15 protein-coding genes are annotated in these 19,769 nt (G+C 71.1%); 9 read left to right on the top strand and 6 right to left on the bottom strand.

The window, feature by feature from the left end; translation table 11 throughout:
- Window positions 1-16: 16 nt before the first annotated feature.
- Together rplQ and truA are read left to right on the top strand one after the other, a co-directional pair.
- Complete coding sequence (rplQ, locus tag ACSHT8_RS19850; protein WP_436492369.1) at window positions 17-697, top strand: 50S ribosomal protein L17, sunset domain variant; 681 nt, start codon at window positions 17-19, stop codon at window positions 695-697.
- Between the two features lie 29 nt (window positions 698-726).
- Window positions 727-1,542, top strand: a complete 816-nt coding sequence (truA, locus tag ACSHT8_RS19845; protein ID WP_436492368.1) for a tRNA pseudouridine(38-40) synthase TruA — start codon at window positions 727-729, stop codon at window positions 1,540-1,542.
- A 68-nt stretch (window positions 1,543-1,610) separates the two neighbouring features.
- On the opposite strand, the gene ACSHT8_RS19840 is transcribed toward truA, so the two are convergent.
- The 3 genes from ACSHT8_RS19840 to eccE form a co-directional block, all read right to left on the bottom strand.
- Window positions 1,611-3,170, bottom strand: coding sequence for a S8 family peptidase (locus ACSHT8_RS19840; protein WP_436492366.1), 1,560 nt, complete (start codon window positions 3,168-3,170; stop codon window positions 1,611-1,613).
- Window positions 3,171-3,656: 486 nt separating this feature from the next.
- Window positions 3,657-4,388 (bottom strand): hypothetical protein, encoded by a 732-nt coding sequence (locus tag ACSHT8_RS19835; RefSeq protein ID WP_436492365.1) that lies wholly within the window; start codon window positions 4,386-4,388, stop codon window positions 3,657-3,659.
- Complete coding sequence (gene eccE / locus ACSHT8_RS19830) at window positions 4,385-5,569, bottom strand: type VII secretion protein EccE (protein ID WP_436502112.1); 1,185 nt, start codon at window positions 5,567-5,569, stop codon at window positions 4,385-4,387. The genes ACSHT8_RS19835 and eccE overlap by 4 nt, the downstream gene beginning before the upstream one ends.
- 366 nt (window positions 5,570-5,935) lie before the next feature.
- Between eccE and eccB the strand changes: the two genes are divergently transcribed.
- From eccB to ACSHT8_RS19815, 3 genes are all read left to right on the top strand, one after another.
- On the top strand, window positions 5,936-7,549 hold the full coding sequence (eccB, locus tag ACSHT8_RS19825; RefSeq protein ID WP_436492364.1) for a type VII secretion protein EccB: 1,614 nt from the start codon (window positions 5,936-5,938) through the stop codon (window positions 7,547-7,549).
- A gap of 69 nt (window positions 7,550-7,618) precedes the next feature.
- Window positions 7,619-7,933 carry a hypothetical protein gene (locus tag ACSHT8_RS19820; protein ID WP_436492363.1) on the top strand — a complete coding sequence of 105 codons (315 nt, stop codon included), beginning with the start codon at window positions 7,619-7,621 and terminating at the stop codon, window positions 7,931-7,933.
- Window positions 7,934-7,942: 9 nt separating this feature from the next.
- Window positions 7,943-9,169: a WXG100 family type VII secretion target gene (locus ACSHT8_RS19815; protein ID WP_436492362.1), complete on the top strand. Its 1,227-nt coding sequence runs from the start codon at window positions 7,943-7,945 to the stop codon at window positions 9,167-9,169.
- Window positions 9,170-9,231: 62 nt separating this feature from the next.
- Here ACSHT8_RS19815 and eccCa read toward each other — a convergent pair whose 3' ends face one another.
- The 3 genes from eccCa to ACSHT8_RS19800 are packed head-to-tail and all read right to left on the bottom strand — an operon-like array spanning window position 9,232 to window position 14,545.
- Complete coding sequence (eccCa, locus tag ACSHT8_RS19810; protein WP_436492361.1) at window positions 9,232-13,224, bottom strand: type VII secretion protein EccCa; 3,993 nt, start codon at window positions 13,222-13,224, stop codon at window positions 9,232-9,234.
- A gap of 15 nt (window positions 13,225-13,239) precedes the next feature.
- Entirely contained in the window at window positions 13,240-13,812 is a 573-nt protein-coding gene (locus ACSHT8_RS19805; RefSeq protein WP_436492360.1) for a hypothetical protein, read from the bottom strand.
- A 43-nt stretch (window positions 13,813-13,855) separates the two neighbouring features.
- Window positions 13,856-14,545 carry a hypothetical protein gene (locus ACSHT8_RS19800; protein ID WP_436492359.1) on the bottom strand — a complete coding sequence of 230 codons (690 nt, stop codon included), beginning with the start codon at window positions 14,543-14,545 and terminating at the stop codon, window positions 13,856-13,858.
- A 134-nt stretch (window positions 14,546-14,679) separates the two neighbouring features.
- Between ACSHT8_RS19800 and eccD the strand changes: the two genes are divergently transcribed.
- The 4 genes from eccD to ACSHT8_RS19780 are packed head-to-tail and all read left to right on the top strand — an operon-like array spanning window position 14,680 to window position 19,634.
- Entirely contained in the window at window positions 14,680-16,071 is a 1,392-nt protein-coding gene (eccD, locus tag ACSHT8_RS19795; RefSeq protein ID WP_436492358.1) for a type VII secretion integral membrane protein EccD, read from the top strand.
- Entirely contained in the window at window positions 16,071-17,486 is a 1,416-nt protein-coding gene (gene mycP, locus ACSHT8_RS19790; protein ID WP_436492357.1) for a type VII secretion-associated serine protease mycosin, read from the top strand. Before eccD ends, mycP begins: the two co-directional genes overlap by 1 nt.
- Window positions 17,487-17,539: 53 nt before the next feature.
- Complete coding sequence (locus ACSHT8_RS19785) at window positions 17,540-19,294, top strand: type VII secretion-associated protein (protein WP_436492356.1); 1,755 nt, start codon at window positions 17,540-17,542, stop codon at window positions 19,292-19,294.
- 7 nt (window positions 19,295-19,301) lie between these two features.
- Window positions 19,302-19,634: a hypothetical protein gene (locus ACSHT8_RS19780; protein WP_436492355.1), complete on the top strand. Its 333-nt coding sequence runs from the start codon at window positions 19,302-19,304 to the stop codon at window positions 19,632-19,634.
- Window positions 19,635-19,769: the final 135 nt, after the last annotated feature.

Raw genomic sequence — 19,769 nt, 5'->3', positions numbered from 1 at the left:
CCACAAGGAGCTAGAAATGCCCACCCCAACCAAGGGTGCTCGTCTCGGCGGCGGCGCTGCCCACGAGCGCCTGCTGCTGGCCAACCTGGCCACTTCGCTGTTCCAGCACGGCCGCATCAAGACCACCGAGGCCAAGGCTCGTCGGCTGCGTCCGCTCGCGGAGAAGCTGATCACCAAGGCGAAGCGGGGCGACCTGCACAACCGCCGCGAGATCATGAAGGTCATCCGGGACAAGGACGTCGTTCAGCGTCTCTGCACCGAGATCGGCCCGTTCTTCAGCGACCGCAACGGTGGCTACGTGCGCATCACCAAGACGATGCCGCGCAAGGGCGACAACGCCTCGATGGCCGTGATCGAGCTGATCAGCGAGAAGACGGTCACCGCGGAGGCCGAGGCCGCCCGCAAGACCAAGTTCGTCGAGAAGCCCAAGGCTGAGGCCGCGGTCGAGGCCCCGGCTTCGGCTTCGGACGAGGCCCCCTACGGCGAGGGCTCGCACGCCCCGCTGGAGGACGGCTCGCAGCCCGAGGGCTTCCCGATCAAGGGCAACGCCGACTCGATGCTGTACCACGTGCCGGACAGCGCGTTCTACGACCGCACTGTCGCCGAGGTCTGGTTCGCCACGACCGAGGCCGCGGAGGCCGCTGGTTTCCAGCTGCCCCCGTCGCAGCGCGAGGAGTCGTCCGAGGACGAGTCCTGACCGACGCACTGGCCGAGCCCGCTGTCCCCTTGGGGGGCGGCGGGCTCGTCCGCGTTCGGCTGGACATCGCCTACGACGGTACGGAGTTCTCCGGCTGGGCCCGCCAGCCGTCGCGGCGGACCGTGTGCGGTGTCCTGGAGGACACGCTTTCGTTGGTGCTGCGGCACGACGTTCGGCTGACGGTCGCGGGGCGGACCGACGCCGGGGTGCACGCCACGGGTCAGGTAGCCCATGCCGATCTGCCCGCCGATGTCGACTTGTCCACTTTGGTCCCGCGACTGGCCAGGGCATTGCCCGCTGATGTGCGGGTCCCCGCGATCCGCGTGGTGCCGTCGGCCTTCGACGCCCGCTTCGGAGCCCTGCGGCGCCATTACGTGTACCGAATCTGCGACAACCAGGCCGCGGCCGATCCGCTGCTGCGCGGCCACGTCGTGACGTGGCCCCGGCCCTTGGATTTGTCGGCCTTGAACGCGGCCTCGGCTCTGCTGGTCGGCGAACACGACTTCGTCGCCTTCTGCAAACGCCGCGACGGCGCCACCACCATCCGCGAACTCCAGCGGCTGGAGTGGACCCGGTCCGATGGCCTGCTGTCCGCGTACGTCTCCGCGGACGCCTTCTGCCACTCGATGGTCCGCAGCCTCGTCGGCGCCCTCTTGGCGGTCGGTGAGGGCCGCAAACCGGTCGAGTGGCCCGGCTCGATGCTCACCGCCACCGAACGCCCGAGCGCGATCACGGTGGCCCCGGCGCACGGGTTGGCGTTGATCGGCGTGGATTACCCGGCGGACGAGGACTTGGCCGAGCGCGCCGAGGCCACCCGCAAGGTCCGCACCCTCGGAGTGGTCTGACTTAACGGGAACACCCCGGCCGGCCCCCAGCAGGGAAGGGCCGACCGGGGGTCTACCCCCTGACTAACTCACAGGTCCAACGTCCAGCTGTTGATGTACCCCGTGTCGTACCGGGCGACGTCCTGAACCCGCAGGTTCCACGTGCCGTTCGCCGTCTCCGACGAGAGGTTCGCCGTGTAGGTGGCGATCACGTTGTCGGCAGAGTCGCTCCCGCTGGAGTTCTTCAGCCGGTACGCGGTGCCGTCCGGTGCGACCAGGTCGATCACCAGGTCACCTCGCCACGTGTGGACGATGTTCACGGCGACGGTGGCGGCCGTGGACGGGGTGCTGGTGCAGCCCGAGATGGTGATCGGGCTGTTGGCCGTGCCCAGGTCCGGGATCTGCACGTCGTTGCCGTTGGTCACCGCGGCGCAGCCCGGGGGCGGGGGCGGCGGGGTGGTGCCGTCGCCGGTGTAGAGCAGGCGGTTGGCGGAGCCGGTGCCCGGGTTGGTGATCTTGTTGGGGGTCGCGGCGTTGACGATGGCCGCGTTCACCGTGGCCGGGCTGGCCGTCGGGTTGGCCGCCAGGTACAGCGCCGCGGCGCCCGCGACGTGCGGGGAGGCCATCGACGTGCCGCTGATGGTGTTGGTGGCCGCGTTGCCGCCGATCCACGCCGAGGTGATGCCCACACCCGGGGCGAACAGGTCGGTGCAGGTGCCGTAGTTGGAGAACGAGGCACGCGCGTCGGCGCTGTCGCTGGCGTTCACCGAGAGGGCCTCGGCGACGCGGGCGGGCGAGTAGTTGCAGGCGTTGGCGTTGGAGTTGCCCGAGGCCACCGCGTAGGTGACGCCCGCGGCGATGGAGCGGCGCACCGCGTCGTCCAGCGTCGTGGACGCGCCGCCGCCGAGGCTCATGTTGGCCACGGCGGGCTTGACGTGGTTGGCCGTCACCCAGTCGATGCCCGCGATGACGCCCGCGTTGGTGCCGGAGCCCGAGCAGTTGAGCACCCGGACCGCCTTGAGCTTGACGCCCTTGGCCAGGCCGTACGCGCCGCCGCCGACGGTGCCCGCGACGTGGGTGCCGTGGCCCTGGCAGTCGGTGGCGTCGTTGTCGTTGTCGACGGTGTCGCGGCCGCTGGTGGCGCGGCCGCCGAAGTCGTTGTGGGTCAGGTTGATGCCGGTGTCGATGATGTACGCGGTCACGTTGGACGCGGTGGTCGCGTAGGTGTACTTCTGGTTCAGCGGCAGGTCACGCTGGTCGACCCGGTCCAGGCCCCACGACGGCGGGTTCAGCTGGTCGGCTTCGAGCTTCATGACCTGGTCGGCCTCGACATAGGCGACCGCGGGGTCCGCGGCGACCTTCTTGGCCTGCGCCTCGGTCATGGTCGCGGCGTAGCCGTGCAGGGCGGCCGAGTAGCGGTGCTTGACGGTGCCGCCGTACTGCCGCGCGAGGGCGTCGGCAGTCTGGGCGCCGTCCTTGAACACGACGATGTAGCTGTCCTTCACGACATTGGCCCGGTCGGCGCCCACGATCTGGGCCTCCGCGGCGGCTGCCGGTCCTGCGAGTGTGATCGCTGATGCGACACAGGCCACCGTGGCCAGGCCGACGCCAGCCAGTCGCCGTAGCGACGTGGCGCGAGACATACCCATGTGCACGATCTCCTTTTGCCAGGGAGCACACGGCCCAACCCTCACATCAGGGCTGTGTGCGTCTTGGGAGGTGCTTTGGTGTTCGCGCGAACGGTCACAACATTGGGTCAACGTCATTCGGCAACGCAAGAGAGTTACGAAGTTTAGAAACAAACCCTTATCCACAGATGGGTTTTCTTGGCAATGAAATGGCCCGTTCAGCGGTTGGCTATGGTCTGACCAGCGCATACGTCGCTAGGCTTGCCGGGGTAATCGGCCCCTCGGGCGGCCAGGGCAGCGGCTCTGTCCCAATCGTGCCGCCGTATTCATTCACGCTATTCCTGCGGCCATTGGGGTTGCGATTCCGGCGGTAGCTGGACGCAATTGGGCCGTTCGCGGGCAAGCTGATTGCATCGAACGGCCTACGATGACCGGAACGGCGGGCCGCCCAAATTGGACATTCCGCCCGAAAGCGCCGCCCCTTCGGGCAAGGGGCGGCGCGGAGGGTCAGTCGCCGCGGCGGACCGGGCCGAGGATCTGCTGTTCCTTCTGGGTGGTGACCAGCCGCAGCGGCTTCCACAGGTTGCGGCCGAGGGCGACCACCTGGTCGTCGGCCAGCGTCGTCAGCTGCTGGACCATGGGCGGCGGCAGCCGCCAGATCCGGGCCGCGAGCTGGGCCTGGCCGACCGGCAGCCGCTGCAGCAGCACGAGGTCGGCGGCGTTGGCCGTCGCGCCCGCCTGCGGGTGCATGTAGGGCAGCACGTAGACCGTGGTCTGCCACGGCGACCGCGGCGGGAACAGCTCCTGCGGGGTGGGGCCGCCGTCGTGCACGACCAGCAGCGGACCGTCCTCCGACGGCCGCGGCAGTTCCACCGGGCTGAGCCTGCGGATCTGCACCAGCGGCGCCGGGCGGCCGTCCGGGCCGTTGCCCGCGGCCTTCTGCAGCACCTGCCACGACGCCGGTCGACCGGTGGCCACGACCACCCACGCGCCGACCGCCATCGCCCGCAGCGCCACCTGGCGCGCCAGGTAGAGCCCGCCGACCAGCACGATCCTGGTCGGCGCCGGACGCAGCGCCGAGATCGTCAGCGGCTCACCAGCCAGGCCGGAGCCCAGCACCATGCCGCCGCGGTCACCCGATGGGCTGACCGCGTCGAGCATCTCGGGGGAGACCATGAACTCGGGCGCGACGCCCGCGTTGCCGCTCTGCGTGTCAAGGAGCCTGGAAGAACTACTCATGCCTGGCCTCCCAGCGGCAGCGTGGCGGCGAGCCCTGCCACCTGGAGCCCGCGCAGCGGGGTCAGGGTGATGCCGAGCCGGTCGGAGATGGCCGACAGCCGGTCGTCGGCGTCGCTGAGCTCGTTGGGGTTGCGGGCGCTGACGCGGACCAGCCCGCGCAGGCCGACCTTGCCCTCGTCGCTGCCCGGCGAGATCGACATCGCGACCGTCGCCGACAGCGCGCGCACGCCGGTGAGCGAGTTGAGGCTCGTGGCGAGCTTGCCCTGCGGCCAACCGGTGATCGCGTAGCTGGCGTGGCCGATGCCCGCCGCGGTCACCCCGGTCCACCGCTCGCGCAGCGACACCCGGGTGTTGGACCCGGCGACGGAGGTCAGCTCCGCCGCCGAGATCCCGGCCTTGAGCAGCTCGTCGGGGTCCAGCGGCCGGGTCGGCACGCCCCGCGACTCCAGCGCGTTGCGCACGCGCGACAGGGCGCCGATGAGCGCGCGGTGGGCGCCGACGACGCCGCCGCCACGCTCGCGCACGGCGGCCGGGCAGCGGCGCGGGTCGAGCCGCACGGCCACCCACGTCGTGCGCCGGGCCGCGGCGGGCAGCGGGCCGAGGACTTCAAGGTAGGAAGCCAAAGCGGGCGAGCTTGGCGGGAGCGCGACGCTGCCGGGGTAGCAGTGCCAGATGACCTGGATGGCGTCGAGCACCACGCCGCGGTCCTCCAGGCACGGCGCCAGCGCGCCCAGCGGCAGGCTCGGCGTCGAGCCGACCTGGCTGACCAGCGCGGGCGCCGGGTCGACCAGCAGCACCGCCGTCCACGTGCCCTCGTGCCAGGCCAGGCCGACCGGCTTGCGCTCGTGGTCGACCGCGTGCGCCACGACCAGGTCGGGCACCGCGAGCCGCAGCAGGTTGACGCGCGGGTCGTCGGGGCCGGTCACCTGGGCGCCGTCCTCGGCCGCCACGGTCTCCATGGTCACCGGGCTGGGTGGTTTCGTCACCCGGGCGTGTGACCGGAACGTGTAGCGGGCCGTCAGGCCGATCCACTGGGTGAACCAGCGGCCGCGCCAGCGCAGGAACGCCAGGATCAACGCCGCCGCGGCCACGCCGATCGAGACGTAGACCAGCTTCAGGTCGATCGCCAGCAGCACAAGGCCGATCGCGACGCCGACTTCCAGGACGACCAGGTTCGACACCGGCAGCGCGCCGAGGCTGGCGCCGCGGTGGCGTCTGCGGGCGGAGACCTTGGTGCGCGGGCCTGCGGGCGGCTGGGCCGCGGGCGGGCCGCCGGGGCCACCGGGCCCGCCTGGTCCGCCCGGCCCCCCAGGGCCGCCCGGACCCGGTCCGCCAGGTCTGCCCGGACCTCCTGGGCCGGGGCGTCCCGGCGGTGGTGTCCTGCCCTGTCGCGGAGGAGTGGTCACGGACATCCGCTCGTTCTCTTCCCCTCATCGTGCCCGGTACGGCCTGTGATTCCCCCCGGTTGGTGGAGAACCCACATACAGCGACGGCCGTACGGCTATCCTGCGGAACCGTACCGCGACGGGGAGAGCTGCAGGCCGAGAATGCCATCAACACCGACTACGAAGTCACAGGTTCAGGCATACCGCTTCGTGCTGCGCCGGATGCAGTCCGCGCTGGTACGCAAGGACGCGGTGATGCTGCACGACCCGATGCGGACCCATTCCAGGGCCACCGTCGTGGGCGTCTGCATCGCCGCCGTCGGCGTCATCGGCGTGTTGATCTTCGGCCTGCTGAGCCCGGCGCCCAAGGCGCCGAACCAGGACGGCATCGTGATCGCCAAGCCGTCCGGAGCGGTCTATGTGTTGTTGAACAACACAGCCAAGGGCAAGGTGCTCGTGCCGACGTTCAACCTCGCGTCGGCGCGCCTGCTGCTGCTCGCGCGCGGCAGCGGCGGCGGCGAACAGCAGCCCGGCAGCCAGACCGACGACGGTGGCGGCGGCAACAACGGTCCCGCGGTGCCCGAGGTGATCCCCGACGAGAAGCTCGTCGACATCCCGCGTGAACGCCTGTCGGGCATCCCCGACGGCCCGCAGATGCTGCCCGAGGAAAGTCAGCGGGTCAGCGGCGACTGGGCGGTGTGCGACGAGTACGCGATCGACCGCAGCCTCCCCGACCCGACCAGCCAGCACAAGATCGAGACGACGGTCACCGCCGGGCACACCGATTTCGGCGCAGAACTGGCCGAGAACGAGGCCCTGCTGGTCGAGGCGGACAACAAGAAGGTCTACCTCGTCTACCGCACCCCGGCCACGGCCAACATCAAGAACGCCAACACCGTGCGCGCCGAGGTCGACATGACCGAGAACCGGGTGAAGTCCGCGCTGAACCTGCGGACCGACCGGATGCGCAAGATCACCACCGGCCTGCTCAACGCGATCCCCGAAGCGCCCGCGCTCAAGTCGCCGGACATCCCCGGCCGCGGCGGGCCCAGCGAGATCAACATCAACGGCCTGCCGGTCGGCTCGGTCGTCAAGATCGAGCGCGCAGGCCAGTTCGACTACTTCGTGGTCCTGCGCGACGGCGTGCAGCAGATCAAGAAGACCACCGCCGACCTGATCCGGTTCACCGTGACCGCCGGTGGCGAGGAGATCGCCTCGGTGCGGCCCGACCAGATCCCGTCCGACCCGCCGAAGAACCCCCTGGACGAGCGCACGTTCCCCAACGTCGTGCCCGAGGCGCTGGCCCCGGTCAACGCCCCGGTGGCCTGTCTCAAGTGGAACGTCGTGGGCTCCGGCCAGGACGCCGACGAGCACACCGAGGTCCACGTCGGCACCCAGCTGCCGCTGCCGCGCGCGGCCAACGGCCAGCCCGCGACGGTGAAGATCAGCACGCCGAGCGCCGACGGCCAGCGGCTCGACCACTTCTACATGCCGCCGGGCCGCGCCGCGGTCGTGCGCGGCGCGACGTCCAAACAGGACTTCGCCACGGGCCCGATCTACCTGGTGTCCGACCGCGGCGTGAAGTTCGGTGTGCCGGACGCGCGCACCGCGGCCGCGCTCGGCCTCGGCAACCAGCGGCCCGCGCCGGACGCCATCGTCCGCCTGCTGCCTAACGGCGCCTCGCTCAACACCCGCGACGTGCAGCAGACGTTCGACACGGTGCCCGCCGCGCCGGGCGAGTTCCCGTCCACGACCCCTAAAGCCCCGGGGAGCTGACACTTCGGGAACCGGCTCCGACCGCCTACCGTCAGAAGGGCACAGAACGCTCGAGGAGGCTGGCCGTCGATGGCTGCGATCAAGATCGACCCCGACTGGGTGAGCGGGTACGCCAAGCAGGTGGCACTCGGCGCGGAGACCCTGTCGTCGGCGTCGGGCGTGCTCAACACCGCCCCGCTGACCGCGGAGTCGTTCGGCTCGCTGGGCCGCACGGTGCGCATCGCCGAGTCCTACGGCCGCGCCGCCGAGACGCTGCGCGGGCAGCTGACCAGGGCGGTGGAGTCGCTGGAGGCCGCGGCGCACAGCCTCGGCGAGATCGCCGACAACCACCGCGTGTCGGATGAGGACAGCGTGCAGACGATCAACCGCAGCGGTCAGGCGTAGGGGGATCCGATGGACAGGCGTGAGACCGCTGAGCGGCACACCGCGGACATGGCCCGGATGAGTCCCGTCCGCCCGGAGCGGTTCGAACCGCAGCCGCACCGGCTCGACCGGCTTGAACCGCACCGGCCCGACCGGCTGCAGCACCACCGGGCCGACGAACACATCGCCGTGCCGCCGCCGAAGGACGGCAAGGACGGCCGCGACGTCGAGGCCGACGTCGGCGCCTACCTGGACTTCCTCCAGCGCCTCTGCGTCGACCTCGGCGTGCCGGACCCGGTGGAGGAGTACTTCGCCCCGGTCGTCGGCCGCTGGAGCGACCTGCACGCCGAGGCCGCGCGCTGGGCCGCGGCGAGCATCCACGCCGACAAGGTCGCCGACGACCTCACCAAGCCGCTCGGCGGCCTCGACGCGGCGTGGCAGGGCGCCGACGCGGACTCGTTCATCGAGTACATGAACAGCGTGGGCCTCGCGGGCCACGACATGTCCGACGCGATGGCGGCGATGTCGGAGATCCTCGACCTCACCGCCGACGGCCTGCGCGAGATCGTCACCGACATGGCGAGCATCCTCGCCGAGACCGCGGAGACGGCCTCCGAGGCGATGACCCTGCCGGTGCAGGGCGAGGACCGCACGCGGCAGTACCTCGATCACATGAAGCGGCCGACCAAGGAGCTGTTCGAGTCCGTCCGGCAGGTCCTGGAGGCGCTGGTGCGCCTGTGCGAGGGCGTCGACGGTTCCGCGGTGTTCGACAAGGTCACCATGGCCCACACGATGCCCACGGCGAACTGGGCGTACACCCCGCCGGAGATCCCCAAGACCGGCGGCCCCGAGCCGACCCAGCCCGACGCCGTCAAAGGCGGCGCCGGTGGTGGAGCAGGCGGCGGCGGTGGTGGCGGCGGCAGCGTTGGGTCGATCGGCGGTGGTGGCGGCGGCGGTGCAGGCCAGGTCAACCCGCCGCAGCCCGGTGGCTACGTCTACGCGGGTGAAGCCGCGGGCGGTGCCTCAGCCGGTCTTCCCGCGGCCCAGGCGGGCGCGGCGGGCGGTGGCGGCGGGTCCGGCCGCGCGGGCGGCGGCCTGGGTGGCGGCATGCCGATGATGGGCGGCATGGGTGGCATGGGCGGCCAGCAGGGCGGCGACACCGAGCACAAGTCGCGCAACCGCGTGGTGGCCGACCCGACGGACATCTTCGGCAAGCCGACCAAGACCTCCCCGTCGGTCATCGGCGACGAGGACTAGACCCCGAAACGCGAAGCGGGCCTTGATCCACTGGATCAAGGCCCGCTTTCGTCGTGTGCCGCTTACTCCGGCTGGATCCAGGACACGTGCATGAGCGCCTGGCCGACCTTGCGGCTGACCAGGGTGCCGCGGCCGGGCGGCATCGCGGACGGCTTGACGGTGCCCAGCAGGGCGCCCTCGTCCTTGTTGCCGCTCATGACGATGCCGGGGCTGGCGATCTCGCGCAGCTTGCCGAGGATCGGGTCGAACATCGCCCGCGACGCGCCACCCGAGCGCCGGGCGGTGATCATGTGCAGGCCGACGTCCTTGGCCTGCGGCAGGAACTCCGACAGCGGCTGCAGCGGGTTGGTGCCCTGCGGGGCGACCAGGTCGTAGTCGTCGACGATGACGAACAGCTCCGGGCCCTTCCACCAGGAGCGGTTCTTGAGCTGCTCCTGGGTGACGTCGGGGCCGGGGAGCCGCTTGAGCATCGAGCCGCGGACGTCCTTGACCATGTCGTTGAGCTGGTTGGACGACACCGCGTACCCGAGCAGGTGGTTGGTGTCGATGAAGCCCAGCATCGTGCGCCGGTAGTCCACGAGCAGGATGACCGCTTCCTGCGGGGTGTAGCGGTCCATGATGCCGCGCACGATGTTGCGGATCAGGTTGGTCTTGCCCGACTCGCCCTCGGCGAAGGCCATGAAGTGCGGCTCGGCGTCGAAGTCGAGGTAGACCGGGGCCAGTTCGTTCTCATCGACACCGATCGGGACGAGCTTGGTGTCGCGGCGCGAGTCCTGGGCCAGCAGGTCCTCGTAGCTGATGACCTCGGGCAGCAGGCGGACCCGCGGCGCGGTGCGGCCGCGCCACGCGGCCTTGATCTTGGCGACCGCGTCCTGCACGCCACCGGCGACGTCGTCGGGGTTGCTCGACCCGTCGATGCGCGGCAGGCCGGTGAGGAAGTGCAGCTTGTCGCGCGAAAGGCCGCGACCGGGGCGTCCGGCCGGGACGTTGACCGCGACTCGACGGTCCACATCGGACTCGCTCGGGTCACCGAGGCGCAGCTCGAACCGGGTGCCGAGCAGATCCTTGAGCGCGGGCCGGATCTCGGCCCACCGGTTGGCCGCCACGATCACGTGGATGCCGTAGGACAGGCCCTGCGCGGCCAGGTTGACGACCTGCATCTCCAGCGCCTCGAACTCCTGGCGGAAGTTCAGCCAGCCGTCGACGATCAGGAAGACGTCGCCGAACGGGTCCTCCTTGATCTCCCCGCGCCGCTTGCGGTTGCGGAAGTCGGTCATCGAGTCGATGCCGAGGTCGCGGAACAGCTGCTCGCGCGTGGACACCAGGCTGACCACCTCGGCGACCATTCGGCGGGCCTTGTCCGGGTCGATACGGCCCGCGACACCGCCGACGTGCGGCAGGCCGTCGAGCGTGCCCATCGTGCCGCCACCGAGGTCGAGGCAGTAGAACTGCACTTCCTCGGCGGTGTGCGTCAGCGCCATCGACATGATCAGCGTGCGCAGCATCATCGACTTGCCCGACTGCGGGCCGCCCGCGATCGCCGCATGGCCCGCGGCGCCGGAGAAGTCGGCCCACAGCAGGTCGCGGCGCTGCTCGAACGGCTTGTCGATGATGCCCAGCGGCACCTGAAGCCTGCCGTTGCCGTAGAAGCCGACCGGCGACAGACCGCGGTCCTCGGTGGGCTGCAGCGGCGGGAAGAGCGTGTCGAGCGAGTTGGGCTCGTTGAGCGGCGGCAGCCACACCTCGTGCGCGGGCGGGCCCTGGCCGATGAGCCTGCTGACGATGACGTCGAGCTCGCTGGCCTCCGTGCCGCCTTCGGGCTTCTTCTCCTCGACGACCGGCTCGATCGGCTTCTCGGGTTCCTTGGGGATCTCGACGTAGTCGGGCACGAACAGCTTCGCGCGCCGATCGCCGCTGACCGCCGCGGCGGGACCCGCGGCCTGCATGCCCGCGGGCCGGTACGGGCCGGAGACGTACGCGGCCTTGAACCGGACCATCGTGCTGGTGTCGTACTTCAGGTAGCCCGAACCCGGGATCGACGGCAGCTCGAAGGCGTCCGGCACACCGATCGCGGCGCGCGACTCGGCCGCGGAGAACGTCTTCAGGCCGATCCGGTAGGACAGGTGGGAGTCGAGGCCGCGCAGTTTGCCCTCTTCGAGCCGCTGCGATGCCAGCAGCATGTGCATCTGCAGCGACCGGCCCAGTCGGCCGACGGCGACGAACAGGTCGATGAAGTCGGGCTTGGCGGACAGCAGCTCGGAGAACTCGTCGACCACGATGAACAGCGCGGGCAGCGGGTCGAGGTCGGCGCCGTTCTCGCGGGCCTTCTCGTACTCCCATACGTTCTTGAAGTTGCCGCCGTTCTTCAGCGCCTCCTGGCGGCGGTTCATCTCACCGGCGAGTGCGTCCTTCATGCGGTCGACCAGAGTCAGGTCGCCCTGCAGGTTGGTGATCGTCGCGGCGACGTGCGGCGCGTCGTCCAAGCCGAGGAACGTCGCGCCACCCTTGAAGTCGACCAGGATGAAGTTCAGCGTCGTCGACGAGTGCGTGGCCAGCATGCCGAGCACCAGCGTGCGCAGGAACTCGGACTTACCGGAACCGGTGGCGCCGATGCACAGGCCGTGCGGGCCCATGCCCTCCATCGCCGCTTCCTTGATGTCCAGCTCCACGAACTGGCCGAACTCGCCGATGCCGAACGGCACGCGGTAGCGGTCGCGCACCGGTCGCGGCCGCCAGGCCTGCTGGACGTCGAAGGTCATCGGGTCGCCCGGGATGCCGAGCAGCTCCAGCAGGGTGGGGTTGGCGTTCAACGGCTCGTCGTCGCCGGAGTCGGCCGCGGTGGCGCTGAGCCGGTACGGCGAAAGCTTGCGGGCCAGTGCCTCGGCCTCGGCCACGCTCAGGTTGTCGGGCTTGGCGAACCACTCGACGCCGCTGGCGCTGCGCGCGCCGAGCCGCTCTTCCTCGACCACGAGCCGCAGGCCGCGGCGGGCGGTGAGGTTGCCGAGGCAGTCGGACAGGTCGAGCAGCGTGACGCCGACCAGGCCCTCCTCGAGGATGATCTGCTCTTCCCGGGTGACCTCGCCGTCGTCGATCACGATGACGATGTGCGGCTGGTCGGGCTGCGGCGGGGCGTTGCGGGTGAACCGCTGCCGGTCGCGCAGCTCCTCGTCGAGCCACTCCTCGATCTGGGCGAGCGAGCCCGCCATCATCCGCAGCTGGCCGATGCCGTCGACCAGGGACGGGTGCTGGGCGTGCGGCAGCCACTTCGCCCACTCCCACTCCTGCTTGGCCCGCCCGGCGGTGACCACGGCGATGAGCACGTCATCAGGGGTGTGGAAGGTGACGAGCTGGGAGATCAGCGCGCGGGCGAGGCCGCGGGTCAGCTCCCGGTCGCCGGACAGGCCGACCGCGGCGAACCCGCGGATGGCGACCTGGATCGGCAGCTCCGGCACGATCGAGTGCGCGCGGACGAACCGGCGCAGCGCCAGGGTCGCGATCGGCTCCAGCTCGTCGACCGGCCCGGTCTGCGGCGGCACGAGCCGGGTGGCCAGGCGCTGCGAGCCGCGGCCCGCGCGCAGGTGGCAGAAGTCGGGGTCGGCCTGGCGGCGCTCCCACATGCGCCTGCTGGTCGCGATCGACCACAGGGCCTGCGGGTCGGGGTGGGTCCACTCCAGGGAGGCGCGCTGGTCGAGGCTGGCCTCGCGGGCGCGGTCGCGCATCTGGCCGAGGTAGCGCAGGTAGTCCTTGCGGTCCTCGTTCATCTCGGCCTTCTTCTGGCCGCCGCCGCGTCCGCCCGCGCCGCCGGCCATCATGCCCACGGTCGACATCAGGAACATGCCGCCGAACAGCAGGGAGGTGGGGTTTCGCCCACCCACCATGAACATGAAGACCATCATGCCGATGGACGCCACGATCATGACCGCGGGCAGCATCTTCATGACGATGCTGCCCGGGATCACCCTGGGCACCTCGGGCGGTGGCTCGAGGTGGACCTCGCCACCCGGCTGCCGCGGCGCGGCAAGCCGGGGCGAACGCTTGAACTGCAGCGTGCTCACCGGACGGACACCTCTTTACCTCGACTGCTGCTTGGGAGAACTTATCGAACCGGCCCGGCCGCCTGGGGCGGTTCGGTCCAACCGCGCGGGACCATACGGCGCCGCGCACACCCGTCCGGCCGCCGCGCCGAGGAACAGCACGCTGATCCCCAGCATCGGCAGCGACCGGCTGGGCAGGTACATCACGGGGATCAGCACGACCGCGGCGGCGACGAGCACCAGCGGCAGCCACTGGACCTTGGACGTGGGCGCGGCCGCCGCGCGCAAGCCCAGGAACGTGAACCCGACGCCGAGGACCAGCAGCGCCACACCGGCCGACGCCGCACCCCACCCGGAAGCGAAGTAGAGCAGCGCCGCGAGCCCGGCCGAGGCGCCGACCAGGACCAGCCCGAGCGCGACCCGGGTGACCCGCAACCGGCCGACGGACGCCCACGCCATCACAGCCGCGGTGATCCCGTAGACCACTGCGGGCACCGGCACCGCCCAGTGGACGCCGGCGACCACAAGCGACAGTGCCGCCGCACCCGCGGCCAACACACACAACAAGACACCGACCAGGGAACCGAATTCCCGGCGCTGACCCTCCACCCCCGACGACCTTCCCCGAACGAAGACGCTGACCGCGGACAACCTAGTGCGGTGCGGACTGCTGCGCGGGCCGCACACCCGCGCCGAGTAACTGTCCCGCCGAGACGAGCACGAGCCCGCCCAACACGATCCCGGGCACCACGGCCCCGGAGATCGCCGACAGATAGATCAGCCCGACCGCCACGGCCACCGCGACCAGCCCGATCGCGAACTTCGGCGGACCCGCCGTCGTGGCCGCCGCCAGGGTGATGATCGAGACGACGGCGAACAGACCGCCGATGACGAGCGTCGACAGGTTCGCCGTGTACACGTACAACTCGGTCATCGCGACCGCCGCGCCGACGGCGCCGAGCAGCGGCAGCCAGTCGGCGGCGGCGTGCGCGGGCTTCTCGCCCGCGGCGCCGAAGAACGTCACCGCCACGGCGGTGATCAAGAACATCCCGCCGAAGTTGAGCGAGGTCAGGTTGCGCCCACCCTCGACGTACATCACCGCCATCATCGCCACCGACGCGCCTACCAACAGCACGCCGAGACCGATACGGCTGACCTGAAGCCTGCCCACCGGCGTCCACACCATCGTGATCAGCGCCGCGAGGTACACCAGCGCGGGCGCGAGCGTGGCCGGATGCCTGCCGGTGACCAGGAAGAGGAAGACGGCGATCCCCAGCGCGGCGGCCACGGCCAGCGGTGGCAGCAGCTTCACGACCGACGACGTCGACTGGCCTTCCGACACGATTCCTCCCCCATTTGGTCAAGCATTCTCGGGAACCGCCGCACCCGCGGATTCCGGTATGGCCATACTAGGGGCGGTTCCGGCCGGTCCGGGACTCTTCGCGCGGACCTGTGGACAACTCAAGGGGGCAGGCGGTGGCTTCGGGAACGACCGTGTTCAGCCGGGTGACGGTGGTCGCGCCGAGAACGCGAATCGACGTCGCGCTCCCCGCTGACGTCTCGGTGGCCGACCTGTTGCCGATGCTGCTGGACATGGCCAAGGAGGCCACGCCGGACGGCGGCGCCCGGCACGGCGGCTGGTGCCTGGCCAAGCTCGGCGACAACCCGCTCGACCCGAGCCGCACGCTCGGCTCGCTCGGCATCGTCGACGGCGACATGCTGCAGCTGCGCAAGCGGGCCGAGAACCCGCCGCCCGCGCTGTACGACGATGTCGTCGACGCCATCGCCGAGTCCACCCCGGACAGCTACCGGCCGTGGACCAAGGAGACCGCCAACCGCATCGGCCACATCGCGGGCGCGATCGCCCTGGTCGTGGGCGCCCTCGCGGTGTTCATGGCGGGCCCCATGTGGGGCGGCGGCAACCTCGGCCCGGCGATCACCGCGGGCGTGGCGAGCGTCGTCGCCGTGGCCGTCGGCGCCGTGATCGCGCGCGGTTACCAGTCCCAGACCACCGGTGTGCTGATCGCCGCCGCGGGTGGGCTGCCGCTGGCGTTCGTCAGCGGTCTGTCGATCGTGCCCGGCTACCCCGGCCGCGCGAGCCTGCTGCTCGCCTGCGCGCTGGTGCTGATCGTCGCCTCGGCGTCGATCATGCTGATCGGCACGGGCATCACCACCTTCGTCGCGGCGGGCACCGCGGCCGCGCTCGGCGTGTTGGCCTTCGGCGTGGCCACCCTGGTCGCGCACCCGGCGGAGGGCATCGCCGCGGGCACCGTCGCGGTGGCGCTCGGCGCGCTGTCGGTCCTGCCCAGGCTGACGATCCAGCTCGCCCGGCTGCCGCTGCCCAACGTCCCCGGCAGCGCGGAGGACCTCAAAGAGGACACCGGCTTCCCGGACTACCGCTCGATCGAGCGCCGCGCGGGCCTTGCCCACGAGTACATGACCGGCATGATCATCGGTTGCGGCCTGGCCGCCGCCGTCGGCGCGATCGTCGCGGCGGGCTCACCCGACATCTGGGGCGTCATCCTCGGCGTCGTGGCCACGGCCGTGCTGCTGCTGCGGGCGCGCACCTACGCCAACGGCAGCCAGGCGGTCGCGCTGCTCGCCTCCGGAATGGTCAGCGCCGCGGGCATCCTGCTCGGCTGGCTGACCACGGCCGACCCGTTCTCCCGCCTGCTGTGGGTGTTCGGCGCGCTGATGGTCATCGCCGCCGCCGCGCTCGTGCTCGGCGTGATCTTCCCCGAGCAGCGGTTCTCCCCGCCGCTGCGGCGCACGGTCGAGATCATCGAGGCCATCTGCATCGCCTCGGTGCTGCCGATCGCGCTGGCGGTCATGGAGCTCTACAGCACCCTGCGGCAGGTCTCGTTCTGATGCGTCGGCTCCCGGCTGTCGTGGCCGCGGCCACGCTGATCACCCTCGCCGCGGCGCCGCTCGCGGTCGCCCAGCAGCCAACCGAGGCGGAGAAGCCGTCGATGGCGACCCCGCCGCCGCTGCCGCCCGGCTTCCCGGTGCCCTCGGGCACCGCACCCGACATCGAGTACAAGCGGTCGGTCGAGTGCATCAGCTCGCTCAACCAGGGCGTCGACCTCAAGAACAAGCCATGGGGCCAGCTCCAGCTGCGCTTCGACGAGCTGCACAAGTTCGCCACCGGCAAGAACGTCCTGGTCGGGGTGATCGACACCGGGGTCAAGCAGCACCCGTACTTCCAGGACCGGCTCAGCGGCGGCGGCGACTTCGTGGTCGCGGCGAACAACGGCCTCGAGGACTGCGACGGCCACGGCACCGAGGTCGCGGGCATCATCGCAGCCAAGACGCCCGCCGACATCGGCTTCAAGGGCATCGCCCCGGACGCGCGCATCCTGTCCATCCGCCAGTCCAGCCAGAACTACAAGGGAAAGCGCGTCACCCCGACCGACCCGAACCCGGGGGAGACCCCGGCGGGCACCATCGACACCCTGGCCCAGGCCGTCGTCCACGCGGCCAACCAGAACGTCAAGGTGCTCAACATGTCGGTCGACAGCTGCCGGTTCGCCTCGGAGGGCGCGATCTCGCGGTCCGAGCAGAACCTGCAGGCCGCGCTGAAGTACGCCTTCGACAAGGACGTCGTGATCGTGGCGTCGGCGGGCAACTCCGGCGCGCCGAAGTGCCAGGACGCCAAGAACGGCAGCGACCCGAACCGGCCGACGAGCATCGTGCTGCCCCCGTGGTTCGCCGAGCACGTGATCTCGGTGGCGGCGATGACCCGCACCGGCGACATCGCCGACTTCTCCATCCAGGGCCCGTGGGTCACCGTCGCGGCCCCGGGCACCGAGATCATCTCGCTCGACCCGGCCACCGACGGCCTGGCGAACATGCAGGTGCTGCCCAGCGGCCAGCGCTCGGCCATCCAGGGCACGAGCTTCGCCGCGCCCTACGTCGCGGGCCTCGCCGCGCTGATCCGCGAGAAGTTCCCCACGCTCAACGCCAAGCAGGTCATGGAGCGCATCAAGATCACCTCGGCGCACCCGGCGGCGACCGGCGGCCGGGACAACCTGGTCGGCTACGGCATGATCAACCCGATCAGCGCGCTGACCTCGATCATCCCGGCCGAGCAGGGCACCGCGCCGGACGACGCGCTCGACGTCAAGATCGACCTGCCGCCGCCCGTGGTCAAGGACTGGACGCCCATGCGGGTCGCCGTCATCGGCTCCGGCGCGGGCCTGCTCGCGCTCCTGGCGACGCTGCTCGTGGTGCACACCGTGCGCCGCAACCGGCGCGGCGGGCTGGAGCCGCGCGGCTCGGCGTGACCAAGCACCACGTAGGGTGACCCGGAGTCGGGAGATCACAAGGGGTCGGGACTGTGGCACTGCGCGTCGCGATTGACTTCGGCACGTCGAGCACGTGTGTCGCGGTCTCCGTGCACGGCCGCGAGCCGCAGGTCGTGGTGGTCGACGGGCAGCCGCTACTGTCCTCGGCCGTCTACGCCGCGCCCGACGGCACCCTGTTCGTCGGGCAGGAGGCCGAACGCCAGGCCGCGCTCGACCCGTCCCGCTACGAGCCGCACCCCAAGCGCCGCATCGACGAGGCCGAACTGCTGCTCGGCGACGCCGTCGTCCCGGTCGGCGCCGTCTTCCGCGCGGTGATCGGCCGCGCGCTCACCGAGGCCCGGCGCGTCGGCGGCGGCGCACAGGTCAGCCAGCTCATGCTCACCCACCCCGCCGACTGGGGCGGCGTGCGCACCCACGTGCTGCGCCAGGCCGCGTCCGGCCTCGCCGACCGGGTCGTGCTCGTCCCCGAGCCGGTGGCCGCCGCGGTGTTCCACTCCGCGAGCTACCCCGGCCCGGGCGGCCGCACGCTGGCCGTGCTCGACCTCGGCGGCGGCACCGTCGACGTCAGCGTGGTCCGCACGACCCCACCCGGCAGGCCCGCGCCCCCGTTCACCGTGCTCGCGACCAAAGGCGACCCGCACTTCGGCGGCGCCGACATCGACGAACTGCTGCTCGGCCACGTCGGTGAGATGGTCTCCGCGGGCGACCCGGACGCGTGGCGTGCCCTGGTCGAGGGCCGCGACCTCGCCGACCGCCGCCGCAGGCGCGTGCTGCGCCAGGACATCCGCAACGCCAAGGAAACCCTGTCGCGGCACACCTACACCGACGTGCCGCTGCCGTCGCCCTTCCCGGACGCGCATGTCACCCGGGTCGACCTGGAGCGCCTCATCGGCCCCGCGGTCGGCCGGGCCGTCGACCTGACGCTGGCCACGATCCGCGAAGCCGGCCTGGACCCACGGCAGCTGTCGGGGATCTTTCTCGTCGGCGGGTCGAGCCGGATCCCGCTGGTCGCCCGGCTCGTCGCCGAACGCACCGGGGTCGTGCCGGTGACCCTCGACCAGCCAGAGACCGTCGTCGCCCGGGGCGCGATGCGCGCGGTTTCCGTCGAGCCGGACCACACCGGGGTCGTCGGCAGGCAGGTGGACAGCGATCGGACCCGCCCGGTCGTGCGCGCGCCGGTCCCGCCGCCGCGTCCCGCCGGTCCGCCGTCGCTTCCCCTGCCGGTGATCACACCGCCGCGTCGCCGGGGTCGCATGATCACGCTGATCGCGGCCGGTGTCGCGGTGGTCGTCGCGGCGGTCGTGGTCGCGATCGTCAGCCTCACCGGCCGCGACGAGACCACCGACCCCGGCCGGGTGATCGCGCAGTACGAATACCGCTTCGGCCTGCCGGACGGCTGGACCCAGACCGGCGGCAACCCCAACCTGCTGCGCACCGAGATCAAGCCGACCGGCGCCGAGAAGGGCGACGACCTCGTGCTGGTCGAGGAGAAGCGGCTGAGTTTCGACAGCTCCGCCGACCGCGCCCGCGCCGTCGAGAAACTCCGCAAGGACTTCGAGGACGGCGGCGACGAATTCTCGGGCTTCGAGGAGAAGACCACCTTCGGCGGCCGCGAGGCCATCCACTACGTCGAACGGGTCGACAGGCGCAACGCGATGGTTGATTGGTACGTGCTGTTCCAGGGTAATGCCCAGGTCAGTGTGGGCTGCCAGTACACGCAGGGCGGAGAACAGCGTGTACTGACAGCCTGTGAGTCCGTCGTGCGCACGATGGTTATCGAAGGGTAGAGCTGCCGTGACCGGTAACAACCAGGGTTTCGCCGAGGCCGTCGTCCGATTCCGCGCGGAACTCTCGGCCGCGGTCACCCGCTCCCGCCGAGCCACCGCCGAAGCCCGCGACGAGTCCGCCACCTTCCGCGAGAAGACCGCGGCCCTCACCGGACAGGCCAAGCCCGAGGCCGCCGCCCCCACCGACGAGACCCTCCGCGCCTCCGCCGCCGACTGGCGCCGCGCCCAGGGCCTCCCGGTCGCCGAGTTCGAGGTTCCCGCTCCCGCCCCCACCGCCGCGCCCTCGCCTGATGACGACGACGAGGATTTCTCCGAGCGCAGCATCATGTTCCGCGGCTGATTCCCCGGTCGAATCCCGGTCGAATTCGCCATCGTGAACCACGATCGGGCGTATTCGCACTGGTAAAACCGCCGCTGACCTGCGGGTTCCCGGTTGGACCGTTAACTAGAGCAACTACCTGACCGATACGGCCAC

It is taken from the genome of Actinokineospora sp. HUAS TT18 (genome assembly GCF_051364635.1).
In the GTDB taxonomy this organism is placed as follows: domain Bacteria; phylum Actinomycetota; class Actinomycetes; order Mycobacteriales; family Pseudonocardiaceae; genus Actinokineospora.
The sequence above is the reverse complement of the archived record's forward strand: the minus strand, read 5'-3'. Positions and strand labels throughout refer to the sequence as shown.

Coding starts and splice junctions, on each gene's coding strand:
- rplQ (WP_436492369.1), top strand. CDS start 17: ATGCCCACCCCAACCAAGGGTGCTCGTCTCGGCGGCGGCGCTGCCCAC.
- ACSHT8_RS19840 (WP_436492366.1), bottom strand. CDS start 3,170: ATGGGTATGTCTCGCGCCACGTCGCTACGGCGACTGGCTGGCGTCGGC.
- ACSHT8_RS19835 (WP_436492365.1), bottom strand. CDS start 4,388: ATGAGTAGTTCTTCCAGGCTCCTTGACACGCAGAGCGGCAACGCGGGC.
- eccB (WP_436492364.1), top strand. CDS start 5,936: ATGCCATCAACACCGACTACGAAGTCACAGGTTCAGGCATACCGCTTC.
- ACSHT8_RS19820 (WP_436492363.1), top strand. CDS start 7,619: ATGGCTGCGATCAAGATCGACCCCGACTGGGTGAGCGGGTACGCCAAG.
- ACSHT8_RS19815 (WP_436492362.1), top strand. CDS start 7,943: ATGGACAGGCGTGAGACCGCTGAGCGGCACACCGCGGACATGGCCCGG.
- mycP (WP_436492357.1), top strand. CDS start 16,071: ATGCGTCGGCTCCCGGCTGTCGTGGCCGCGGCCACGCTGATCACCCTC.